This is a genomic window from Streptomyces sp. NPDC044719 (assembly GCF_056433405.1).
On the sequence record NZ_JBWKHE010000002.1, the window covers coordinates 346232 to 364623 of the forward strand.

Below are 18392 nucleotides of genomic sequence, written 5' to 3' on the forward strand. Positions count from 1 at the left end.
AGTCGGGTACGGATGTCCGGTGAGCGGCGGCCGCTCACCGGGCGGCGGTGGCGGACTCGACGGCGTCGGGGACCGGCGTCGTCGTGCCCTGGTCGCGGCGGGTGAGGAGCCGGTCCAGCAGCGTGCTCGCGACGGCCGTCAGGGCGAAGGCCGCCCCGACCCAGCCGATACCGGCCAGTCCGGGGCCCGCGTCGATGACCAGCCCGGACACCCAGGGCGCGACGGCGATGCCCACGTTGAACGCGGCGATGTTCACCGCGCCGCCCAGCGTCCTGGTCTCGCCCAGGATCCCGAACACCCTGGCGTTCACCGCCGGGTTGGTCACGAAGCCACCGGCGGCGAGGAGCATCGCGAGCGGGATCACCACCGAGGCGGTGTCCGCGCTCAGCGCGATGCCCGCGGCCACGACCGCGACGGTGCCCATACCGGTCAGCAGGACGCCGAACGGCGCCAGGTCGGCCCTGCGACCGCCCACGGTCAGACCTCCCAGCGCCCCCACCCCGTAGAGCCCCAGCACCACCGGCACGAGCCCCTCACAGACGCCCGTGACGTCCTGGAGGAGGGCCCCGAGGTAGGAGAAGACGGCGATGGTGGCGGAGACGGTCAGCGCGGTGGTGGCGTAGGCGACCCACAGCCGGGGCACGGCCAGGGAGCGCAGTTCGGTACGCAATGCCGGACGCGGTGTCCCGGGGTCGTGCCCGCCGGGCAGGCCGAGCAGCAGCGCGATCCCGGACAGCGCGGTCAGCAGGGCGACCGCCCAGAACGCGGCCTGCCAGCCGGTGTGCTGGGCCAGCAGCGTGCCGGCCGGGACACCGATGATCATGGACAGGCTCAGCCCGGACACGACCACCGACATCGCCCTGCCGCGCCGGTCCGCGGCGACGAGGGAGACCGCCGCGACCGAGGCCAGCGCCCAGAACCCGGCGTACGCCATGCCCGTGACCGCGCGCATGACCAGCTGGAACGCGAAGTGCGGCACGAGCGCGGCGGCCACGTGCCCGGCGACGAACACCGTCTGGAAACCGGCCAGAGCGGCACGACGGGGCAGCTTGAGGGTGGCCAGCGCCAGCAGCGGCGCTCCGACGACCATACCGACGGCGAACGCCGAGACCAGCAGCCCCGCCTCGGACAGCGAGACGTCCAGATCACCGGCGACGCAGGGCAGCAGCCCGGAGAGCATGAACTCCGAGGTGCCCTGCGCGAACGTGCCGAACCCGAGGACGTAGACGATGAAAGGCATGGTGGGGCGCGCTCCGTTGGGACCAGGTGGACAGTGCCGAGGCGAGGGTGTGCCCGGTCCGTCAGGACCGGCGTGCCTTTCCAGGCTCACGCCACCGCACGCCCGCCCGGACCGCACGGCTGGCCCAGCCGAGCCTGGGTCCGGCTGGGCCACCCTGGACGAGGCGAGCGGCCCACGCCGGGCGAATACTGGAGGGATGCAGCAGAACGCCGAACTGGGAGACTTCCTGCGCAGCAGCCGGGCGCGGCTGAGCCCGGACGACGCGGGCCTGCCCCCGGGCGCGGGCGTGCGCAGGGTTCCGGGGCTGCGCCGTGAGGAGGTCGCGCACCTGGCCGGTGTGAGCACGGACTACTACACCCGCCTCGAACAGGGCCGCCACCCCAATGTCTCCGAGGCCGTGCTGGACGCCGTCGCACGTGCCCTGCGACTGGACGACGACGAACGCGGCCACCTCTACGACCTCGCACGGCCCCCGGCGACCCGGGCCCGGCGCCGCCGCCCGGAGCGCGTGCAGCGCGTGCGCCCCGAGGTCCATCAGATGCTGGACCTCCTCAACGGCGTCTCACCGGCCTTCGTCGCCAACCACCGCCAGGACGTGCTGGCCGCCAACCAGCTGGCCCGCGCCCTGATCACGGACTGGGACGCGCTGCCGTACCGGGAACGCAACTTCGCCCGCTTCGTCCTCCTCGACCCGCGCGCCCGCGAGCTGTACATCAACTGGGACCAGGTCGCGGAGATCGTCGTGGCCGATCTGCGCCTGGAGGCTGGACGCCACCCCGACGACGCCCGGCTCAACGAACTCATTGGCGAAGCCGTCGTCAAGATGCCGGAGTTCAGCTCCTGGTGGGACAGCCACCGAGTGGCCCAGTGCGTCTACGGCACGCAGCACTTCCAGCACCCCGTGGTCGGCGAGTTCACCCTGCACCACGAGACCCTGGCCTTCCCCGCCGACCCGGGCCAGACCGTGTGCGTCTACACCGCCGAACCCGGCTCCGCCTCCGCTCAGGCCCTCGCGCTCCTCGCCAGCTGGAGCGCCCCCGACGCCCAGCGCAGCGACGGCACGTCAGCCACCTCCCGGACAGGAGACCCATGAGCCACGCCACCACCCCTGCCGACGCCTCACACCGCCGCACCGGCGATCACCTGCGTCTCGTCTGGCCCCAGTGGCAGGGCGCCGGTGCGGCCGTCGTCGGGGAACTCGCCCCCGAGTTCCCGCTCGGCACCGCCCGTCGCGGCTACGCGGTCGGCACCGCGGTCCTCGAAGCGGTCCTGCCCCCGCACGAGGGCCCCACCGCGGCCGCCCCGGTCACCATGACCGACGAAGGTCTCGCGGAACGCGACGGTGTCGAGGCCAAGTCGGCCGTCGTCGGGCAGCTCGCGAGTGCGCTGCAGGTCATCCGCCGCCACGACCCGGCGCGCATCACCACGCTCGGCGGTGAGTGCGCCGTGAGCGTGGCCCCGTTCTCCGCACTCGCCCGCCGCTATGGCGACGACCTGGCCGTCATCTGGATCGACTCGCACCCCGACATCGGCACACCGGACAGTGAGTACCACGGCTACCACGCGATGGCCGTCGCCGCCCTCACGGGCCACGGCGACCCCGACGTCCAGAAGCTGCTGCCGGCGACCGTCTCCCCGGACCGCGTCGCCCTCGTCGGACTGCACGAGTGGACCGACGACGACTTCCCCAACGTCGCCGAGTGGGGGATCCGGTCGTTCGGCCCGGACGAGCTCCGCGCCTCGACCCGGCCGGTCCTCGACTGGCTGGCGGCCACCGGCTGTTCACGCGTCGCCGTCCACTTCGACGTCGACACCGTCGACAGCGACGAGGTCGGACTGGGACTCGGGTTCGTACCCGGTGGGCTCAGCGGCGGCGAGGTGGGGCGCGTCGTCGCCGACATCGACCGGGCCACGGACGTCGTCGGGCTCACTATCGCCGAGTTCATCCCCCGTCAGGTCATGCACCTCCAGCGGATTTTGAACGACTTCCCCCTGCTGCACGGCAGGTGAGAAACGCCCCTGCCCTCACACCATCTCGGCCTGCCCCGGGTCGTCGTCCAGGAAGCCGCCCGACTGGTGCTGCCACAGCTTCGCATAGGCCCCGTCGGCCGCGAGCAGCTCCTGGTGGGTGCCCTGCTCGACGATCCTGCCCCGGTCGAGCACGACGAGCTGGTCCATGGTGGCGACCGTGCTCAGCCGGTGCGCCACCACGAGCGCCGTCCGACCCTCCATGAGCCGCCACAGCGCCTCCTGGACGAGCAGCTCGCTCTCGGAGTCCAGGGCGCTGGTCGCCTCGTCGAGCAGCAGGATCGGCGCGTCCCGCAGGATCGCCCGGGCGAGGGCGACACGCTGGCGCTGACCACCGGACAGCTTGATGCCGCGCTCGCCCACCATCGTGTCGAAGCCGTCGGGCAGGCCGTCGGCGAACTCGGTGACATGGGCCGCCTCCGCCGCCCGGCGGATCTCGGCGTCGGTGGCGTCCGGCCGGGCGAACGCGATGTTGTCGCGCAGGGTGCGGTGGAACATCGCCGGGTCCTGCGGCACATAGGCGATCCGGCTGCGCAGATCGGCCTGGCGCAGCCGGCTGATGTCCTGACCGCCGATCAGGATGCGGCCCGCGTCGATGTCGGTCATCCGCAGCAGCAGCCGGGTGAGGGAGGTCTTGCCGCCGCCGGACCGGCCGACCAGGCCGAGTTTCGTCCCGCTCGGCACGGCCAGGTCCAGCCCGTCGAACAAGGGTCGGCCGCCACGGTGTGCGAAAGTCACCTTCTCGAAGCGGACGTCGGCCGCCCGGGACCGCAGCGGCTCCGGCGTCGGCGGGTCGAGCACGGTCGGCGGCGTCAGCAGCAGCTCGGTGAACTGCGCCGCCTCCGTCATCGAGCTCTCCAGCCGACGGTAGATCTGGTTGAACTCGAACATGATCCGGGTCGCGTTGCCGTAGTACGCGAAGGCGACCACGATCGCCTCCACACCGTGCGCGCCCCCGGCGAGGGTGACCGCGAGCAGCAGGCCCATCGCGTTGGTGAGCACGGACATCGGCGCGACCAGCGTGTCGATGCGCAGGTTGCCGTAGTCCCACGACCGCACGGTGAGCCGGCGCGACACCGCGACCCGGGAACGGTGCTCGGCCGCCTCGCTCTCCTCCGCGGCGAACGCCCGTACGGTGTCCATGTTCATCAGGCTGTCGGCGACATGGCCCGACACCCGGGCGATCGCCTCCTCACGCTGGTCGACGATCCGCTGGCGGCGCCGGATGAGCGGCACGACCAGCACCGCCGTGAGCGCGATCGTCACCAGCAGACCGACGACGAGCAGCGGTTCGTAGCGCCACAGCACCACAGCGCCGAACGCCAGCGGCACGAAGCTTCCCACGACCTGGAACGTCACCGTGTCCACGAACTGCTCGAACCGCGAGGCGAAGCTCAGGACCCGCTTGGTCAGCGAACCGGCGAAGTTGTCGTGGAAGAACGCGGCGTCCTTGGCGAACAACTCGTCCATCCCGAGCACGTACAGATGCTCGATGCCGAGGCTTTCGAGGCGGAAGAGGCAGTGCAGGGCGACGCGCCACAGTGCCTCCGCGAGCAGCAGGACACCGGCGAAGCCGAGGACGTACGGCAGCGCCGAGTCGACCGTGACGTCCTTGTCACCGGCGAGGTCGCCGACGAGCTTGGCGACGATCAGCGGCGCCACGTAGTTGATTCCGATGTTGCCCAGCGCCATGAGCACCATCGCGGGCACCGTCAGCCGGCGCAGCCGGGCCAACTCCCGTCCGTAGTAGCGAAGTGCGAGTAGGACCGAGCGCTTGCCCGGCTGAACCCTGCGAGAATCAGGCGTTTCCATTCCACCCCTGTGTCGTCCTGTGGCCGCCCGGCACGCGCTGACGCGGGCAGGGGCCATCGCCGCAACGAATGTGTGGATTTCGGTCGAGTCCGGCAGTGTCCCGCGACGGCGACCGCGGCGTCCAAGCCTTTTCCGGCCGGGCGGTGGTGCGCGGGGGAGCGCCAAGGGGTGCGGCGCGGCAGGTCGCGCGGTTCCTACCCGCCCCTCAAGGCCGCTTCAGTGTCCGGCGGACGACGTACGGCAGGATGCCGCCGTGGCGGAGGTAGGTCAGCTCCTGGCGGGAGAAGATCCGCAGTCGCAGGACCGTCTGCTCCACGTCCTCGCCGTCACCGAGGTCGGGCCGGGCCAGCGCGCTCGCGTCCCGCGTGAGGAAGAAGCCGCGGTTGGGGACGCGGTCGAGGATGCCGACCTCGGTGAGGAAGAGCATCGCCTTGCGCACCGGAGTGCGCGAGACCTCCAGCGCGTCCGCCGCCCACTGCTCGGTGACGTGCGCGCCTTCGGCCAGGCCGCTGCGACGGAACAGATCCACCAGGCGGGTGGCCATGGCGGTGGTCAGGTTCGGCCGTGACATCAGCCCCTGCGCTTCGTGCGTGGTCGGACGGAACGCCTCATCCTATGAACCCGGTCGCAGGGGGCCGACCGTCGGAAGCTCAGAGGCCCGTACGGGTGAACGTCACATGCGTGACTCCGCCGGGCGAGGAGGTGGCCTCGACGTCGTAGTCCTTCTCGGCGTCCTCCAGCCCGTCCCAGAGGCGTACGCCGCGGCCGAGCAGGATCGGGACCACCGTGATGTGCAGGTGGTCGATGAGCCCGGCGGCGAGGAAGTCGCGGACCACGGTGGGGCCCCCGCCGATGCGTACGTCCTGACCGCCCGCTGCCTCGCGGGCCGTCTTGAGCGCCTCTGCGGGCGAGGTGTCGAGGAAGTGGAACGTCGTGCCTCCCTCCATCTCGATCGACGGGCGCGGGTGATGGGTGAGGATGAACGTCGGTGTGTGGAACGGCGGGTTCGGCCCCCACCACCCCTTCCACTCCGGGTCGTCGTGCCATCCGGGGTATCCGAACTTCCCCGCGCCCATGATCTCGGCGCCGATCCCGGGCGTGTGCTGCCGTGCCAAGGCGTCGTCGAGGCCGCGGGTCCCGCCGGACTGGCGAGTCATCTCATGCCAGAACCGGGTGGCGAACATCCACTCGTGGAGCCTTTCGCCGGCATGGCCGAACGGGGCCTCACGGCTCAGCCCCTCACCGGTGCCGAAGCCGTCGAGCGAGATGGAGAAGTTGTGCACGCGAGCGAGTGACATGGCCGGCCGATCCCTTCCTTCTCGAAACGTCCCTGTGCCCAATGTTCCAGGTCCCGGCGACCACCGCAGAGCTAGTCCCCGATCGCGGCGCGGACGAGCGACTGCAATTGCTCGGCGGTGTGGTCCAGCGGCTGTGTGCTGCGCTTGGCGCGGCACATGGCCACGGTCCCCTCGACCGCCGCGACGATCAGCGTCGCGAGCTGTGCGGCCTGCTCGGACCCGGCTCCGTGCTCGCGCAGCGAGGCGGCCAGCAGGCCCTCCCATTCCTCGAACACCTCGGCGGCGGCCGCCAGGGCGGTGGGCGTCTCGTCGGCGGGAGGCTCCTCGATGGCGACGGCGAGGACCGGGCAGCCCGCCCGGAAGTCGCTGCCCACGACGATCTGGCGCCACAGGGCGAGGAAGGCCCGAAGTCCGGCGACCGGGCCCGCCTCCAGCTCCTTGCGCAGGCTGCGAGCGGCCCAGGCGCCCGTGTGGCGCACGGCCTCGGTCGCCAACTGCTGCTTGCCCTCGGGGAAGTAGTGGTACGTCGAGCCGAGCGGCGCCCTGGCGTGCTTGGCCGTCTCACGGATGCTCGTCGCGTTCAGGCCGCGCCGGCTGATCATGTCGGCCGCACCGGCCACGATCCGCTCGCGCGCCGTCGGGCTGGGCTTGGTCACGTACGCGGTCTCCTTCCGACCCCACTGGCTATAACGACCGTCATAGTCTAGCGTGACCGTCGTCTATAACGACTGTCATAGTCCTTGGAGGGGTACACCCATGCCGATGATCCGGCTCACGGCTCCCGCCGGCGCCCTGACCGAAGAAGGCCGCCGGTCCGTCCAGCGCGACCTCGTCGGCGTGCTGCTGCGCTGGGAGGGCGCACCCGACACGCCGTTCTTCCGCGCCCAGGCGTGGAGCTACCTCGCCGAACTGCCCGAAGGCGCCCAGACCACCGCCGAGGACGACGCGCCGCGCTTCCTGGTGGAGGTCACCGTCCCACAGGGCGCCCTGTCCGAGCGCCGCAAGGCCGGACTGGTCGAGGAGGCCACGCGGACCGTCCTGGACGCCGCCGGACTCACCCCGGACGACGCCCTGCGGGTGTGGGTGCTGGTGCACGAGCAGCCCGAGGGCACCTGGGGCGCGGGCGGCTCCGTCATCCGCTACGCCGACCTCGTCGCCCTGGCGAAGGGGCAGAGCGCCGATGCGTGAACTGACCTATGTCGCCAAGCGCACCGTCGAGTGGCGCGAGGCCCCCGACCCCAAGGTCGAGTCCGGCCGGGAGGCGATCGTCGCCCCGGTGGCGGCGACGCCCTGTGACGTGGACTCCTCGATCCTCGCCGGTCATGGCTTCATCGAGCCGCCCTTCGCCCTCGGCCACGAGTGCGTCGCCCGCGTCGTGGAGACGGGCGACGCCGTCACCTCCGTAGCGCCGGGTGACCTGGTCGTCGTCCCCTGGTCCATCAACTGCGGTACCTGCGACCGCTGCCGGGCCGGGCTGACCGCGCACTGCGGCGACGTCCCGTACATGGCGATGTACGGCGCACCGATCGGCGGCAGCTGGGGCGGGCTCTTCTCCGACCTGGTCCGCGTGCCCTACGCCGACGCCATGCTCGTCGCGCTGCCCACCGGCCTCGACCCGGTCGCCATGGCCTCCGCCAGCGACAACTGGTCCCTGGCCTGGCGCCTGGTCGCCCCCCACCTCAAGGCCCGTCCCGCAGCGCGGGTCCTCGTCGTCGCCCGCGGCAGCATCGGCCTGTACGTGTGCGACATCGCCCGCGCGCTCGGCGCCACCGACGTGCTCTACGTCGACCCCGACCCCGGACACCGCACCCTGGCCCGCACCTTCGGCGCCGCCACCGCCGAGGCACTCGAACCGGTCCCGCAGAGCTACGACATCGCCGTGGAGGCCACCGGCCGCGTCGACCAGCTCGCCCTGGCTCTCAAGTGCCTGACACCGGAAGGGATCTGCGAGAGCGCGGGCAACCACTTCCGCCCCGGCGAGCTGCCCCTGCTCGACATGTACCTCACCGGCGTCACCCTGCGTATCGCCCGCGACAGCGTGCGCGCCCACATCCCCGACGCCCTCGCCCTCGCCGCCTCCGGCAGGGTCGCGCCCGAGAAGGTGGTCTCCCACGTGATCGACTGGGAGGACTTGCCCGCCGCGCTGCCGGAGAAGCACCTCAAGCCCGTCTTCGTCAGGGCCGACGCCGCGGAGCCGCCGGGCGGGTCATGACATGGGGCCGCTGTCCGGGCGCAGGGTGAAGACCTGGTCGAGGCCCACGAGTGTGAGGACACGCATCAGGTTCGCCGGTACGCCCGCCAGGACGATGCCGGCATCGGCGGCCAGGGCGTGCTGGCGGGCGGCGAGCAGGGCGGTGATGCCGGAGGAGTCGCAGTACTCGAGGCCGGAGAGGTCGAGGACCAGGCACTGCCCGGCTGTCAGCGGGAGCAGGCCGACCTGGCGGCGGAGTTCGGGGGCCTGGGCGTAGTCCAGGTCGCCGGCCATGTGCAGTACGGGTCCGGTCTCGGCGTCGCGGTGGTGGATGGTCAGCGTCTTCATGTGGGGAAACTCGTCGCGGGGCGGCTGGGGGAGGAGTCGGCCGGGACGCCGAGGGCGAGCAGGGCGGTGTCGTCGTCGAGCCCGTCGCCGAAGCTGTCCAGCAGCCCGGTGAGTGCGGTGATCACCCCGCCCGGGGCGGCGGGAGCGAGGTCGGCGCCGAACGCGCGCAGGGCACCCTCGCCGTACAGGTCGTCGCGGCCGGGGCCGGTGCGGGCCTCGGTGAGACCGTCGGTGTACAGCACGATCGTGTCGCCGGCGGCCAGGACGGTCTCCGCGGTGCCGATCGGTGCGTCGGGCAGGACACCGATGAGCAGGCCGCCGGGGGTGGGCAGGAACTCGGCGCGGCCGTCGGACCGCAGGACGAGCGCCGGTGGATGACCGCCGGAGGCGAGCCGCACGATCGTGGGACCGTGGTCCCCGCCGGGCTCGACGATCCCGAAGACGCAGGTGCAGTAACGGGGATCGCCGTCGCCCGTGTACCGATCGTGCAGGACGGCGTTCAGCGTGGTCAGGGCCGCGGCCGGCTCCGGGTCGTGATGGGCGGCGGCCCGGAGGGTGTAGCGGGTCAGCGAGGTGAGGGAGGCGGCCTCGGGACCCTTGCCGCACACGTCGCCGAGGAAGAACGCCCACCGGTCGCCGGCCACGGGGAACAGGTCGTAGAAGTCGCCGCCGAGCTGGTCCGGGGCGGCCGTGTGGTAGTGGACGGCCGTCGAGACACCCGGTACGGCGGGCAGTGAGTCCGGCACGAGGGAGCGCTGCAGGACGGCGAGCGCGTCGGCCAGCCGGGCCCGGTCGGTCTCGGCCTGCCGCCGGGCCTCGTCCGCCTCGGCGTGGGCCCGCTCCGCTTCCTTGCGCCGGCGCAGGAGCTCCGTCTCGTAGGAGCGGCGGTCGGAAGCGTCGAAGACGGTGACCCTGATCAGCAGGGGTTCGCCCCCGGTGCCGTACTTGACCACGGCCGAGACCAGCACCGGCAGCCGGCCACCGCCCTGGCGCCTCAGGTCCAGGGCGATACCGCGCAGCTCGCCCTGCATGCGCAGCAGCGGCGCGAAGTGCGTCTCGTGGTACATCTTCCCGCCGATGGTGAGCAGATCCGCGAAGCGCTTGCGGCCCACCACGGCCTCGCGCTCCAGGCCCAGCCAGTCCAGCAGTGTGGCGTTGATCTTGGCGATGGTGCCGTCCATCATCGTGGACAGGTAGCCGCACGGTGCCGACTCGTACAGGTCTTCCGCGCTGTCCTCCAGCAGCGCGGTGAACGCCGCGTCCGTGCCTGCCCCGTCCCCGGCAGGCTCCGGCGCGTCGTTCGCACAACACATCACTTCAGGGACTCCAGGAAGCCGAGGATCGCCGCGGCGGTGGCCTCCGGCGCGCTCAGCTGCGGGCAGTGCCCGGTGGCGTCGAGGGTGACCAGGCGGGAGGAGGCGATCGCCGTGTGCACATAGGCGCCGACCTCACGGGGTGCGATGGCGTCCTGCTCGCACTCCAGCACGAGGGTCGGCACCAACACGCCCTCGAGGTCCTCGCGGCTGTCGGTCAGGAAGGTCGTACGGGCGAAGACCCGCGCGATGTCGGGGTCGGTGGCGCAGAAGCTGTTCGTCAGTTCCTGGCCCAGCTCCGGACGCTCCGGGTTGCCCATGATCACCGGGGCCATCGCGGACGACCAGCCCAGATAGTTCGCCTCCAGGGAGTCCAGCAGCTCGTCGATGTCCTCGGTGCTGAACCCGCCGCGGTATCCCTCGTCGTCGATGTAGCGGGGCGAGGGCGTCACCATCACGAGCGCCCCGATCCGCTCCGGCGCGGCCTGTGCCGCCAGCACCCCGACCATGGCGCTGACCGAGTGCCCCACGAACACCGCCTGCCGGAGGTCCAGCTCCTCGCAGACGTCGACGACATCGGCCGCGTAGCCGTGCAGCGAGGAGTACCGCTCCTCGCTCCAGGCCGACAGATCCGACCCGCCGGAACCCACGTAGTCGAAGAGCACCACCCGGTACCGCTCCGCCAGCGCCGGCACCACCAGGCGCCACATGTTCTGGTCACAGCCGAACCCATGTGCCAGGACCAGCACCGGCGCGTCGTCGCGGCCGATGACGTTCACGTTGTTCCTGCGGCGGACGTCCATGCCGCCATGCTCCCACCTCGGCCGGTACGGTTCGACGGCGGGCCGGGCAGCGGAGGGTCGGCATCGCGGGGCGAGGAAGGCCGCTCCGCCGCAGCTCAGCCCCCCGAGCTCTCCCGCACGACGAGCCGGTGCCCGGCCACATGGTCGCCCGGCGGCGCGGTGTCCGGGGCGTCGATCCGGGCCAGCAGCTGGGCGACGGCGGCCCTGGCGATCTCCCGCTTGTCCGGAGCGACGGTCGTGAGGGTGGGGACACTGAAACGGGACGCCTCGATGTCGTCGAAGCCGACCACGTCGAGATCGCCCGGCACGGAGCGGCCCAGCTCGTGCAGGGCCCGCAGCGCGCCCAGGGCGAGATGGTCGTTCAGGCACAGCAGCGCGTCCGGGCGGGAGCCGCTTTCCATCAGCACGGCGGCGGCCCGCGCGCCGTCCTGCCAGTGATAGGCGTCCACCCGCACCACCAGGCCGGGCTCGAAGGGCAGGCCCGCCGCTTCGAGGGCCTCGCGGTAGCCGTCGGTGCGCAGCCGGTCGGTGCCCTGGAGGCCGTGCAGGGCACCGCCGACCACCGCGATGCGCCGGCGGCCCCGGAACAGGAGATGCTCGGTGGCCTCGCGCGCCGCGCGCACGTTGTCGATGCCGACATGGCCGGTGCCGCCCTCGGCGGAGCGCTCGCCGAGCAGGACCACGGGCAGTCGCCGGTCGCGGACGGTGAGATCACGCGGCTGGAGCGAGAGCGGACTCAGGATGACGCCGTCGGAGAACTGCGCGTCGAACCCGTGCAGCGCCGCCAGCTCCCGCTCGCGCACCGCCCCGGTCTGGTGCAGCAGAACGGTGTGCCCGCGCCGGTCCGCCTCGGCCATGACGTGCTTGGCCAGCTCGGCGAAGTAGGCGACGTCCAGCTCCGGGAGCGCCAGGGTGATCATGCCGGTGCGGCCCTGACGCAGCTGCCGCCCGGCGATGTTGACGCGGTAGCCCAGGGCCTCGATGGCCTCCTGGACGGCGGCGCGGGTCCGCTCCGACACATGCTCGAAGTTGTTGATCACGTTGGAGACGGTCTTGGGGGAGACTCCGGCGTACTCCGCCACGTCCTTGATCCTGGGTCTGGCCGCCACGCTGTCCCGTCCTTCCGACTGCCGAGATCGTACCCACTGCGCGCACGTGCCGTCCGACGGGTTTACATCGATGTAAACCCATGGTGCCATGGGCACCGACCGGCACACATGACCCAAGGAGCCCCATGGACGTGCCCCGCCCCGAACACCCGAGGCCACAGTTCGTCCGGGACGCCTGGCTGAACCTCAACGGCGCGTGGCAGTTCGAGATCGACCGGTCGGACACCGGCCTGGAACGCGGACTGGCGACGCGCGAACTCACCGGCACGATCGTCGTCCCCTTCTGCCCCGAGTCGGAGCTCTCCGGTGTCGGGGACACGGACTTCATGGAAGCGGTCTGGTACCGGCGGACCGTGACCGTGCCCGCTGACTGGGCCGGTTCCCGGGTGCTGCTGCACTTCGGAGCCGTGGACCACGGCACCACCGTCTGGGCCGGCGGCCGTGAAGTCGCCCGGCACCGCGGCGGCTTCACGCCGTTCACCGCCGACCTCGGCGAAGTCGCCGTCCCCGGCGAGGAACTGACCATCGTCGTCCGGGCCCGGGACAGCCGCCACGGCGTCCAGGCGCGCGGCAAGCAGGCGACCTGGTACGCCAACTCCCACTGCCACTACACCCGCACGACCGGAATCTGGCAGACCGTGTGGCTGGAGCCGGTCCCGCGCGCCGTCGCCCTCCGCAGACCCCGCATCACGCCCGACCTCGCCTCCGGCTCCTTCTTCCTGGAACTCCCGCTTTCCGCCACCGCGCCCGGCCACCGCGTCCGTGCCACGCTCGCCGACGGCCACGGGGACGTCGTCGCCGCCGAGGCGCGCGCCGACCTCGACCTGTGCCCCCGGCTCGTCCTGCCCGTGCCCGCCGACCGGCTGCGCGTCTGGTCACCGCGGGACCCGCACCTGTACGACCTGACCCTGGAGGTCCTCGACCCGTCCGGCACGGTCGTCGACGCGGCACGCTCCTACGCCGGCCTGCGTTCGCTCGCAGTCCACGGCAAGCGGCTGCTGCTGAACGGCGAGCCCGTCTTCCAGCGGCTCGTCCTCGACCAGGGCTACTACCCGGACGGCCTGATGACCGCCCCGACCGACGCCGACCTCGTCCGGGACATCGAACTGGGCCTGCGCGCCGGCTTCAACGGCGCCCGGCTGCACCAGAAGGTCTTCGAGGAGCGCTACCTCCACCACGCCGACCGGCTCGGCTACCTGGTCTGGGGCGAGTTCGGCGACTGGGGCTGCGAGACCGGAGTACGCGACGACAACCAGCGCCCCGACGCCTCCTACGTCACCCAGTGGCTGGAGGTCCTGGAGCGCGACCACTCCCATCCCTCGATCGTCGGCTGGTGCTCGCTGAACGAGACGTACCAGCCGCTGCACGACCGCATCACCCGGCTCGACGACGTCACCCGGGCGATGTTCCTGGCCACCAAGCAGGCCGATCCCACCCGCCCGGTGATCGACGCGTCCGGCTACGCCCATCGGGTGCCGGAGACCGACGTCTACGACTCGCACTGCTACGAGCAGGACCCCGACGTCTTCGCCAGGACGATGGAGGGCCTGGCGCGGGACCGCCCGTACGTCAACCAGGCGCCGGACGGGCGGCCTTGGTCGGTGCCGTACCGCGGACAGCCGTACTTCTGCAGTGAGTTCGGCGGCATCTGGTGGGACCCGGACGCGGTGGCCGGCTCGGCGGGGGACGACCAGGACGCCTCCTGGGGTTACGGGCAACGACCGTGCGACGCCGAGGAGTTCGTGGCCCGCTTCACCGGCCTGACCGGGGTGCTGCTCGACGACCCGGACATGTTCGGCTACTGCTACACCCAGCTCACCGACGTCTTCCAGGAACGCAACGGCGTCTACCGCTTCGACCGCTCCGAGAAGGTCGACACCAGGCTCCTGCGCGACGCCCAGACCCGCCCGGCCGCTTTCGAGGACGCGCCACGCCGTCCATGACCCCACGACCCGCGCCCTCGACCGCGCGGATTCGGGTCAGCCCAGGTAGAGCGGGATTCTCGAGGCCAGCTCGCCGAGTTCGGCCCGCTCCGCCTCCGTGGGCGCCCGCCTCCCGGTGCCCACCAGTAGCGCGTCCCGGTCGTGGAACGACGCGGGGAACGCGCTTCCCGCGATCCGCTCCAGCAGTTCGCGGGAGCCGGTCAGCCCCTCCGCCGGCGGCTGCGCCGCGTCCGGGAGGTGCGCGATCAGGTCGAGGTGGTGCAGCGTCCACTCCAGGACGTACACCGAGAGGTAGTCCGCCACGGTGAGGACCTCGTCGCGGGTGCCGACCCGGCCTGCCGGGTCGGCGAGCAGGGCGGCGCGGCCGGCGGCGGAGCCGACGTCGTCCAGGTGGAACGCGAGCAGGTGCGGATCCTCGTACGCGGCCGCGAGGCGGACGGTCAGCGCGTCGAGCGGGTCGTCACCGGCCGGTGGCGTGTCGGCGATCTCCCAGTAGGTCACCGCGTCACGGGTCGGCTCCCGGTCGGAGGGGGTGACGAGGGTGATCAGGACGTCCTGGGCGTCGATGACGAGATGGCACACCAAATCCCGCACCAGCCAGCCGGTACAGCCGGACGGCCGGGCGAAGTCCTCGTCGGCCAGGTCCGCGACCGCCGCGCGCAATGCCGTCCAGGAGCGTGAGAAGAGATCCACCTCGGCAACGTAGTGCCGGGCCGCGAGGACGGACAAGCGCATTTCGGGCGGGCGGTGCGAGCAGAAGCCCTTCTCCTTGAACCGCTCGATCGGCTCGGGTGTCTGCCAGATGCGCGACAGCAACTTCCAGACGTTCTTCTCGGTGAGGTCCGGGTCGCCCAGGTCATGGGCATCCGCAACGCCCTCGCCTACCGGGCGACACCCTCAGCCGCGCCGCCTCCGCCCACCGGATCCTGGACACCGGCGCGGGCCCGCTGATCGCCGTGCGCCTCAACATCCTCACCCGCAAGACCCTGGGCGGCCTCCAGACCGACCTCTCCGGCCGCGTCCTGAACGCCTCGGGCAAACCGATCTCCGGCCTGTACGCGGCCGGTGAGGTCGCCGGCTTCGGCGGGGGCGGCGTCCACGGCTACCGCTCGCTCGAAGGCACCTTCCTGGGCGGCTGCCTGTTCTCGGGACGAGTGGCGGGCCGGGCGGCGGCGGCCGCGACAGCGAGCTGACATGACGGTCGCGGCTGACGCGACCGGCACGGTCGGCGTCCGCCGCGGATGACCGCGGCCTGGGTCGGCGCGAGTGGCCGGCCGCGGCCGCATCCGGACCGGCGGTGGGTGCCGTCCCACGGGCGTGAACCTTCCCCGTCGGGGGCGGGCCGCGGCCTCGGCCCGCCGCCGACCGGTCCGTCAGCGACCCTCAGCCGCCGCTCACCGGCCGCCCCGCCGCCAGCGCGGCCAGTTCGTCCGGGGTGCGCGGGCCGGGCGCAGAGTCGTTCAACAACCCCTGGGCACGCAGCAGTTCGGCGGCTGCGGCACCCCAGGGCAACCGCAGTCCCGCCTGCCGGAGGAGATCGGTCCGGGCCAGTGCCGTGGGCGCGGGGGCGAGGTGCACGCCGTCCGGGGTGAGGAGCGCCGCGTCGTCGGCCCAGCGCAGGGCGAGATCGACGTCGTGCGTGGCCATCACCACCGTGGTGCCGTTCGCGCGCAGCCCGTCGAGTGTGCTGAGGAGCCGTTCCTGGCCGTCGGGGTCGAGTCCGGCCGTCGGCTCGTCGAGGACCAGCACACGGGGCCGCATGGCGACCGCGCCCGCGATGGCGGTCCGCTTGCGCTGCCCGTAGGAGAGCAGATGGGTGGGCCGGTCGGCCAGGGCGGTGATGTCCAGGGCGGCGAGCGCCTCCGCCACCCGCGCCCGTACCTCCGGATCGGCCAGGCCCAGGTTCAGCGGCCCGAACGACACGTCCTGCTCGACGGACGCCGCGAACAACTGGTCGTCCGGGTCCTGCACCACGAGCTGGACGGTCGTCCGCAGCCGGGTCAGGCCCTTGCGGTCGTACGTCACCGGCTGCCCGTCGACCGTCAACCGCCCCTCGTGCGGCCGCAGTCCGCCGCTGAGCAGCCGCATCAGCGTGGTCTTGCCGCTGCCGTTGCGGCCGAGCAGCGCGAGCGCCCGCCCCTCGCGGATGTCGAAGTCGAGGCCGCTGAGCACGGCCGGGCCGTCCTCGTAGGCGAAGGACGCGCCCCGCAGGGCGACGAGGGCGGGCTCGCTCATGCCGGCGGCCTTTCCAGTACGAAGGTGAGGACGGCCAGCGCCGCGAGGAGCGCGCAGCTGGCGACCGTGAAGCGGACGGATACGCGGGCCTCGGGCACCAGGACACGCAGGGTCCCGTCGTAGCCGCGCCCGGCGAGACCGGCCTGGAGGCGGGCCGCCCGGTCGAAGGCCCGGACGAACGCGGTGGCGCCGAGGCCGCCCAGCGAACGCCAGGCGGCGGCCCGCGTGGTGTGCCCGAGCCGGGCTGCCTGCGCGTCGCGGATCCGGCGCACGGAGTCCAGCAGCAGAAAGCTCATGCGGTACGTCACGAGCGCGACATCGACGACGGGCGCCGGGACGCCGGCCCGGACCAGACGCGGCAGCAGGTCGGACATGGGCGTGGTGAAGGCGAACAGCAGCACCCCCAGGGAGGCCGCCGAGGTGCGCAGCAGCAGCTCCCCGGCCCGCAGGGGCCCGTCGTCCGCGAGGGAGACGAAGCCTTCCGGCCCGCCGACCTGGACGAGCAGGGTGACCGCGCCGGTCACGCAGAAGCCCAGCGGCACCCGGTAGGCCCGCCACAGCCGGCGGCCCGGCACACCGGCCGGTCCCAGCAGCAGGGCCACCGCCGTCACGAGCACCAGCGCCGCACCCGGCCAGGGCGGCAGCGAGATGGCCAGCACGGTGAGTCCGAGACCGAGCACGGCCTTGTCCACGGGATGGCGGCGGCGCCAGCGACTGCTGTGCGCCGCCGCGTCGATCGGCAGCACGCGGCTCAGGCCCTCTCGGCCGTGGACTCCTCGGCGTCCCGCTCCCGCGCCTGTTGCTCCCCCTGCCGCCGGCCCCGGCGCAGACCGAAGTAGTAGGCGAGGACACCGGCGCCGAGCGCGGCCTGGAGGGCGAACAGCGCCGACTCGATCTCACCCGACGGCGGCTCGTACAGCGGCGAGAACCAGGGCTTGTAGTCCGGGTCGATCTCGGTGATCGCCGTCTCCGCCTGGGCGTCGGCGCCCGTGAACGGCTCCTCCTTGTGGTCGCCGAGGCCGAGCGCGAGCGGCAGTACGGCGAGCGCGGCCACGGCGAGCAGCAGCAGGAGGTTGATCTTCGTGCTCTTCTTCATCGGGTCGCCGCCTCGGTCTCGGTCACGGACTGCTTCTTGGCGAGGAGCACACCCAGCCGGGTCAGTTCGCCCTTGCTGGACTGCACCAGCAGCCGCATCACAAGGACCGTCAGCAGCCCCTCGCTCACCGCGAGCGGTATCTGGGTGACGGCGAAGATGGTGCCGAACTTGCCGAGCGCGCCCACGAACCCGCTGCCCGGGTCGGGGAAGGCCAGTGCCAGCTGCACGCTGGTGACGCAGTAGGTGGACAGGTCGGCGAAGAACGCCCCGAAGAAGACCGCGACCATCAGCGGCACGTCGTACCGCCGCAGCAGTTTGTACACGGCGTATCCGGCCCAGGGCCCGACGATCGCCATGGAGAAGACGTTGGCGCCGAGCGTGGTGAGGCCGCCGTGGGCGAGCAGGAGTGCCTGGAAGAGCAGGGTGATGGTGCCCAGCACCGCCATGATGGGCGGCCGGAACAGGATGGCTCCCAGGCCCGTTCCGGTGGGGTGGGAGCAACTGCCGGTGACCGACGGAAGCTTCAGGGCGGACAGGACGAACGTGAAGGCACCGGAGGCACCGAGGAGCAGGGTGCTCTCCGGGTGCTCGCGCACCTCACGGGTGAGCGACCGGACCCCGTGGACGACGAACGGTGCCGACGCGACGCCCCAGGCGACCGCGTGCGCGGGTGGCAGGAAACCCTCGGCTATGTGCATGGCTCAGCAGACCCTCTCCAGCACCTCGTGGATGGTTGACGTGCCTTGGCCGGTCTCCTGGCTGACGGGTACCACCGCCCGTACTCCGCCTTCCCGGGTCACAAGGACCCAGTGGCTGCCCGTGAGGGCCGGAGCCGGACTTCCCGATTCACAGTGGCGAGGGCCGCACCGGCATCACACCGGATTTCCCGTTCACCAAGGCGTGGTGACAGTAATGCCGGGATAAGGACGATGACAAGCCACCCGAGGGGGCGCGCGAGGGGGCGCCCGCTCGCACA

The 18392-nt window shown here is 72.2% G+C and carries 19 protein-coding genes, 1 pseudogene and 1 riboswitch; of the genes and pseudogenes, 6 read left to right on the forward strand and 14 right to left on the reverse strand.

Annotated features, from left to right (window positions below; translation table 11 throughout):
• Positions 1-34 precede the first annotated feature (34 nt).
• Positions 35-1240 carry a Cmx/CmrA family chloramphenicol efflux MFS transporter gene (locus AC07DF_RS08285; RefSeq protein ID WP_478968170.1) on the reverse strand — a complete coding sequence of 402 codons (1206 nt, stop codon included), beginning with the start codon at positions 1238-1240 and terminating at the stop codon, positions 35-37.
• Positions 1241-1436: 196 nt separating this feature from the next.
• On the opposite strand from AC07DF_RS08285, the gene AC07DF_RS08290 reads away from it, so the two are divergent.
• Positions 1437-2333, forward strand: a complete 897-nt coding sequence (locus AC07DF_RS08290; RefSeq protein WP_478968171.1) for a helix-turn-helix transcriptional regulator — start codon at positions 1437-1439, stop codon at positions 2331-2333.
• Positions 2330-3250 carry an arginase family protein gene (locus tag AC07DF_RS08295; protein WP_478968172.1) on the forward strand — a complete coding sequence of 307 codons (921 nt, stop codon included), beginning with the start codon at positions 2330-2332 and terminating at the stop codon, positions 3248-3250. Before AC07DF_RS08290 ends, AC07DF_RS08295 begins: the two co-directional genes overlap by 4 nt.
• A 15-nt stretch (positions 3251-3265) precedes the next feature.
• Here AC07DF_RS08295 and AC07DF_RS08300 read toward each other — a convergent pair whose 3' ends face one another.
• The 4 genes from AC07DF_RS08300 to AC07DF_RS08315 form a co-directional block, all read right to left on the reverse strand.
• Entirely contained in the window at positions 3266-5080 is a 1815-nt protein-coding gene (locus AC07DF_RS08300; protein WP_478968173.1) for an ABC transporter ATP-binding protein, read from the reverse strand.
• 205 nt (positions 5081-5285) lie between these two features.
• Positions 5286-5651, reverse strand: a complete 366-nt coding sequence (locus AC07DF_RS08305; protein ID WP_478968174.1) for a GntR family transcriptional regulator — start codon at positions 5649-5651, stop codon at positions 5286-5288.
• A 79-nt stretch (positions 5652-5730) separates the two neighbouring features.
• Positions 5731-6378, reverse strand: coding sequence for a dihydrofolate reductase family protein (locus AC07DF_RS08310; RefSeq protein WP_478968176.1), 648 nt, complete (start codon positions 6376-6378; stop codon positions 5731-5733).
• 71 nt (positions 6379-6449) lie between these two features.
• Positions 6450-7034, reverse strand: a complete 585-nt coding sequence (locus AC07DF_RS08315) for a TetR/AcrR family transcriptional regulator (protein ID WP_478968178.1) — start codon at positions 7032-7034, stop codon at positions 6450-6452.
• A gap of 100 nt (positions 7035-7134) precedes the next feature.
• Between AC07DF_RS08315 and AC07DF_RS08320 the strand changes: the two genes are divergently transcribed.
• Positions 7135-7566: a tautomerase family protein gene (locus AC07DF_RS08320; protein WP_478968181.1), complete on the forward strand. Its 432-nt coding sequence runs from the start codon at positions 7135-7137 to the stop codon at positions 7564-7566.
• Positions 7559-8590 carry a zinc-dependent alcohol dehydrogenase gene (locus tag AC07DF_RS08325; RefSeq protein WP_478968183.1) on the forward strand — a complete coding sequence of 344 codons (1032 nt, stop codon included), beginning with the start codon at positions 7559-7561 and terminating at the stop codon, positions 8588-8590. The genes AC07DF_RS08320 and AC07DF_RS08325 overlap by 8 nt, the downstream gene beginning before the upstream one ends.
• Here AC07DF_RS08325 and AC07DF_RS08330 read toward each other — a convergent pair.
• The 4 genes from AC07DF_RS08330 to AC07DF_RS08345 all read right to left on the reverse strand — a co-directional run bounded on the left by AC07DF_RS08330 (position 8585) and on the right by AC07DF_RS08345 (position 12142).
• Positions 8585-8917 carry an STAS domain-containing protein gene (locus tag AC07DF_RS08330; protein WP_478968185.1) on the reverse strand — a complete coding sequence of 111 codons (333 nt, stop codon included), beginning with the start codon at positions 8915-8917 and terminating at the stop codon, positions 8585-8587. The two genes, AC07DF_RS08325 and AC07DF_RS08330, sit on opposite strands and share 6 nt — an antisense overlap.
• Entirely contained in the window at positions 8914-10230 is a 1317-nt protein-coding gene (locus AC07DF_RS08335) for a PP2C family protein-serine/threonine phosphatase (RefSeq protein WP_478968187.1), read from the reverse strand. The genes AC07DF_RS08330 and AC07DF_RS08335 overlap by 4 nt, the downstream gene beginning before the upstream one ends.
• Complete coding sequence (locus AC07DF_RS08340; protein ID WP_478968190.1) at positions 10230-11033, reverse strand: alpha/beta fold hydrolase; 804 nt, start codon at positions 11031-11033, stop codon at positions 10230-10232. The genes AC07DF_RS08335 and AC07DF_RS08340 overlap by 1 nt, the downstream gene beginning before the upstream one ends.
• A 95-nt stretch (positions 11034-11128) precedes the next feature.
• Positions 11129-12142 carry a LacI family DNA-binding transcriptional regulator gene (locus AC07DF_RS08345; protein WP_478968192.1) on the reverse strand — a complete coding sequence of 338 codons (1014 nt, stop codon included), beginning with the start codon at positions 12140-12142 and terminating at the stop codon, positions 11129-11131.
• 125 nt (positions 12143-12267) lie between these two features.
• Between AC07DF_RS08345 and AC07DF_RS08350 the strand changes: the two genes are divergently transcribed.
• Positions 12268-14085, forward strand: coding sequence for a glycoside hydrolase family 2 protein (locus AC07DF_RS08350; protein ID WP_478968193.1), 1818 nt, complete (start codon positions 12268-12270; stop codon positions 14083-14085).
• 36 nt (positions 14086-14121) lie between these two features.
• On the opposite strand, the gene AC07DF_RS08355 is transcribed toward AC07DF_RS08350, so the two are convergent.
• Positions 14122-14778 (reverse strand): maleylpyruvate isomerase N-terminal domain-containing protein, encoded by a 657-nt coding sequence (locus AC07DF_RS08355; RefSeq protein ID WP_478969456.1) that lies wholly within the window; start codon positions 14776-14778, stop codon positions 14122-14124.
• Positions 14779-14937: 159 nt separating this feature from the next.
• Between AC07DF_RS08355 and AC07DF_RS08360 the strand changes: the two are divergent.
• Positions 14938-15278: pseudogene (locus tag AC07DF_RS08360) on the forward strand (FAD-binding protein); the annotation flags it as partial.
• 190 nt (positions 15279-15468) lie between these two features.
• Here the strand turns inward: AC07DF_RS08360 and AC07DF_RS08365 are convergent.
• Genes AC07DF_RS08365 through AC07DF_RS08380 form a run of 4 tightly spaced genes read right to left on the reverse strand, consistent with a single transcriptional unit; the run spans position 15469 to position 18114 of the window.
• Positions 15469-16320: an energy-coupling factor ABC transporter ATP-binding protein gene (locus AC07DF_RS08365; RefSeq protein WP_478968194.1), complete on the reverse strand. Its 852-nt coding sequence runs from the start codon at positions 16318-16320 to the stop codon at positions 15469-15471.
• Positions 16317-17066: a cobalt ECF transporter T component CbiQ gene (cbiQ, locus tag AC07DF_RS08370; protein ID WP_478968196.1), complete on the reverse strand. Its 750-nt coding sequence runs from the start codon at positions 17064-17066 to the stop codon at positions 16317-16319. Before cbiQ ends, AC07DF_RS08365 begins: the two co-directional genes overlap by 4 nt.
• Before the next feature lie 5 nt (positions 17067-17071).
• Entirely contained in the window at positions 17072-17416 is a 345-nt protein-coding gene (locus tag AC07DF_RS08375; RefSeq protein ID WP_478968199.1) for an energy-coupling factor ABC transporter substrate-binding protein, read from the reverse strand.
• Positions 17413-18114 carry an energy-coupling factor ABC transporter permease gene (locus AC07DF_RS08380; RefSeq protein ID WP_261684219.1) on the reverse strand — a complete coding sequence of 234 codons (702 nt, stop codon included), beginning with the start codon at positions 18112-18114 and terminating at the stop codon, positions 17413-17415. Before AC07DF_RS08380 ends, AC07DF_RS08375 begins: the two co-directional genes overlap by 4 nt.
• A 30-nt stretch (positions 18115-18144) precedes the next feature.
• Positions 18145-18329, reverse strand: a riboswitch (cobalamin riboswitch).
• Positions 18330-18392 lie beyond the last annotated feature (63 nt).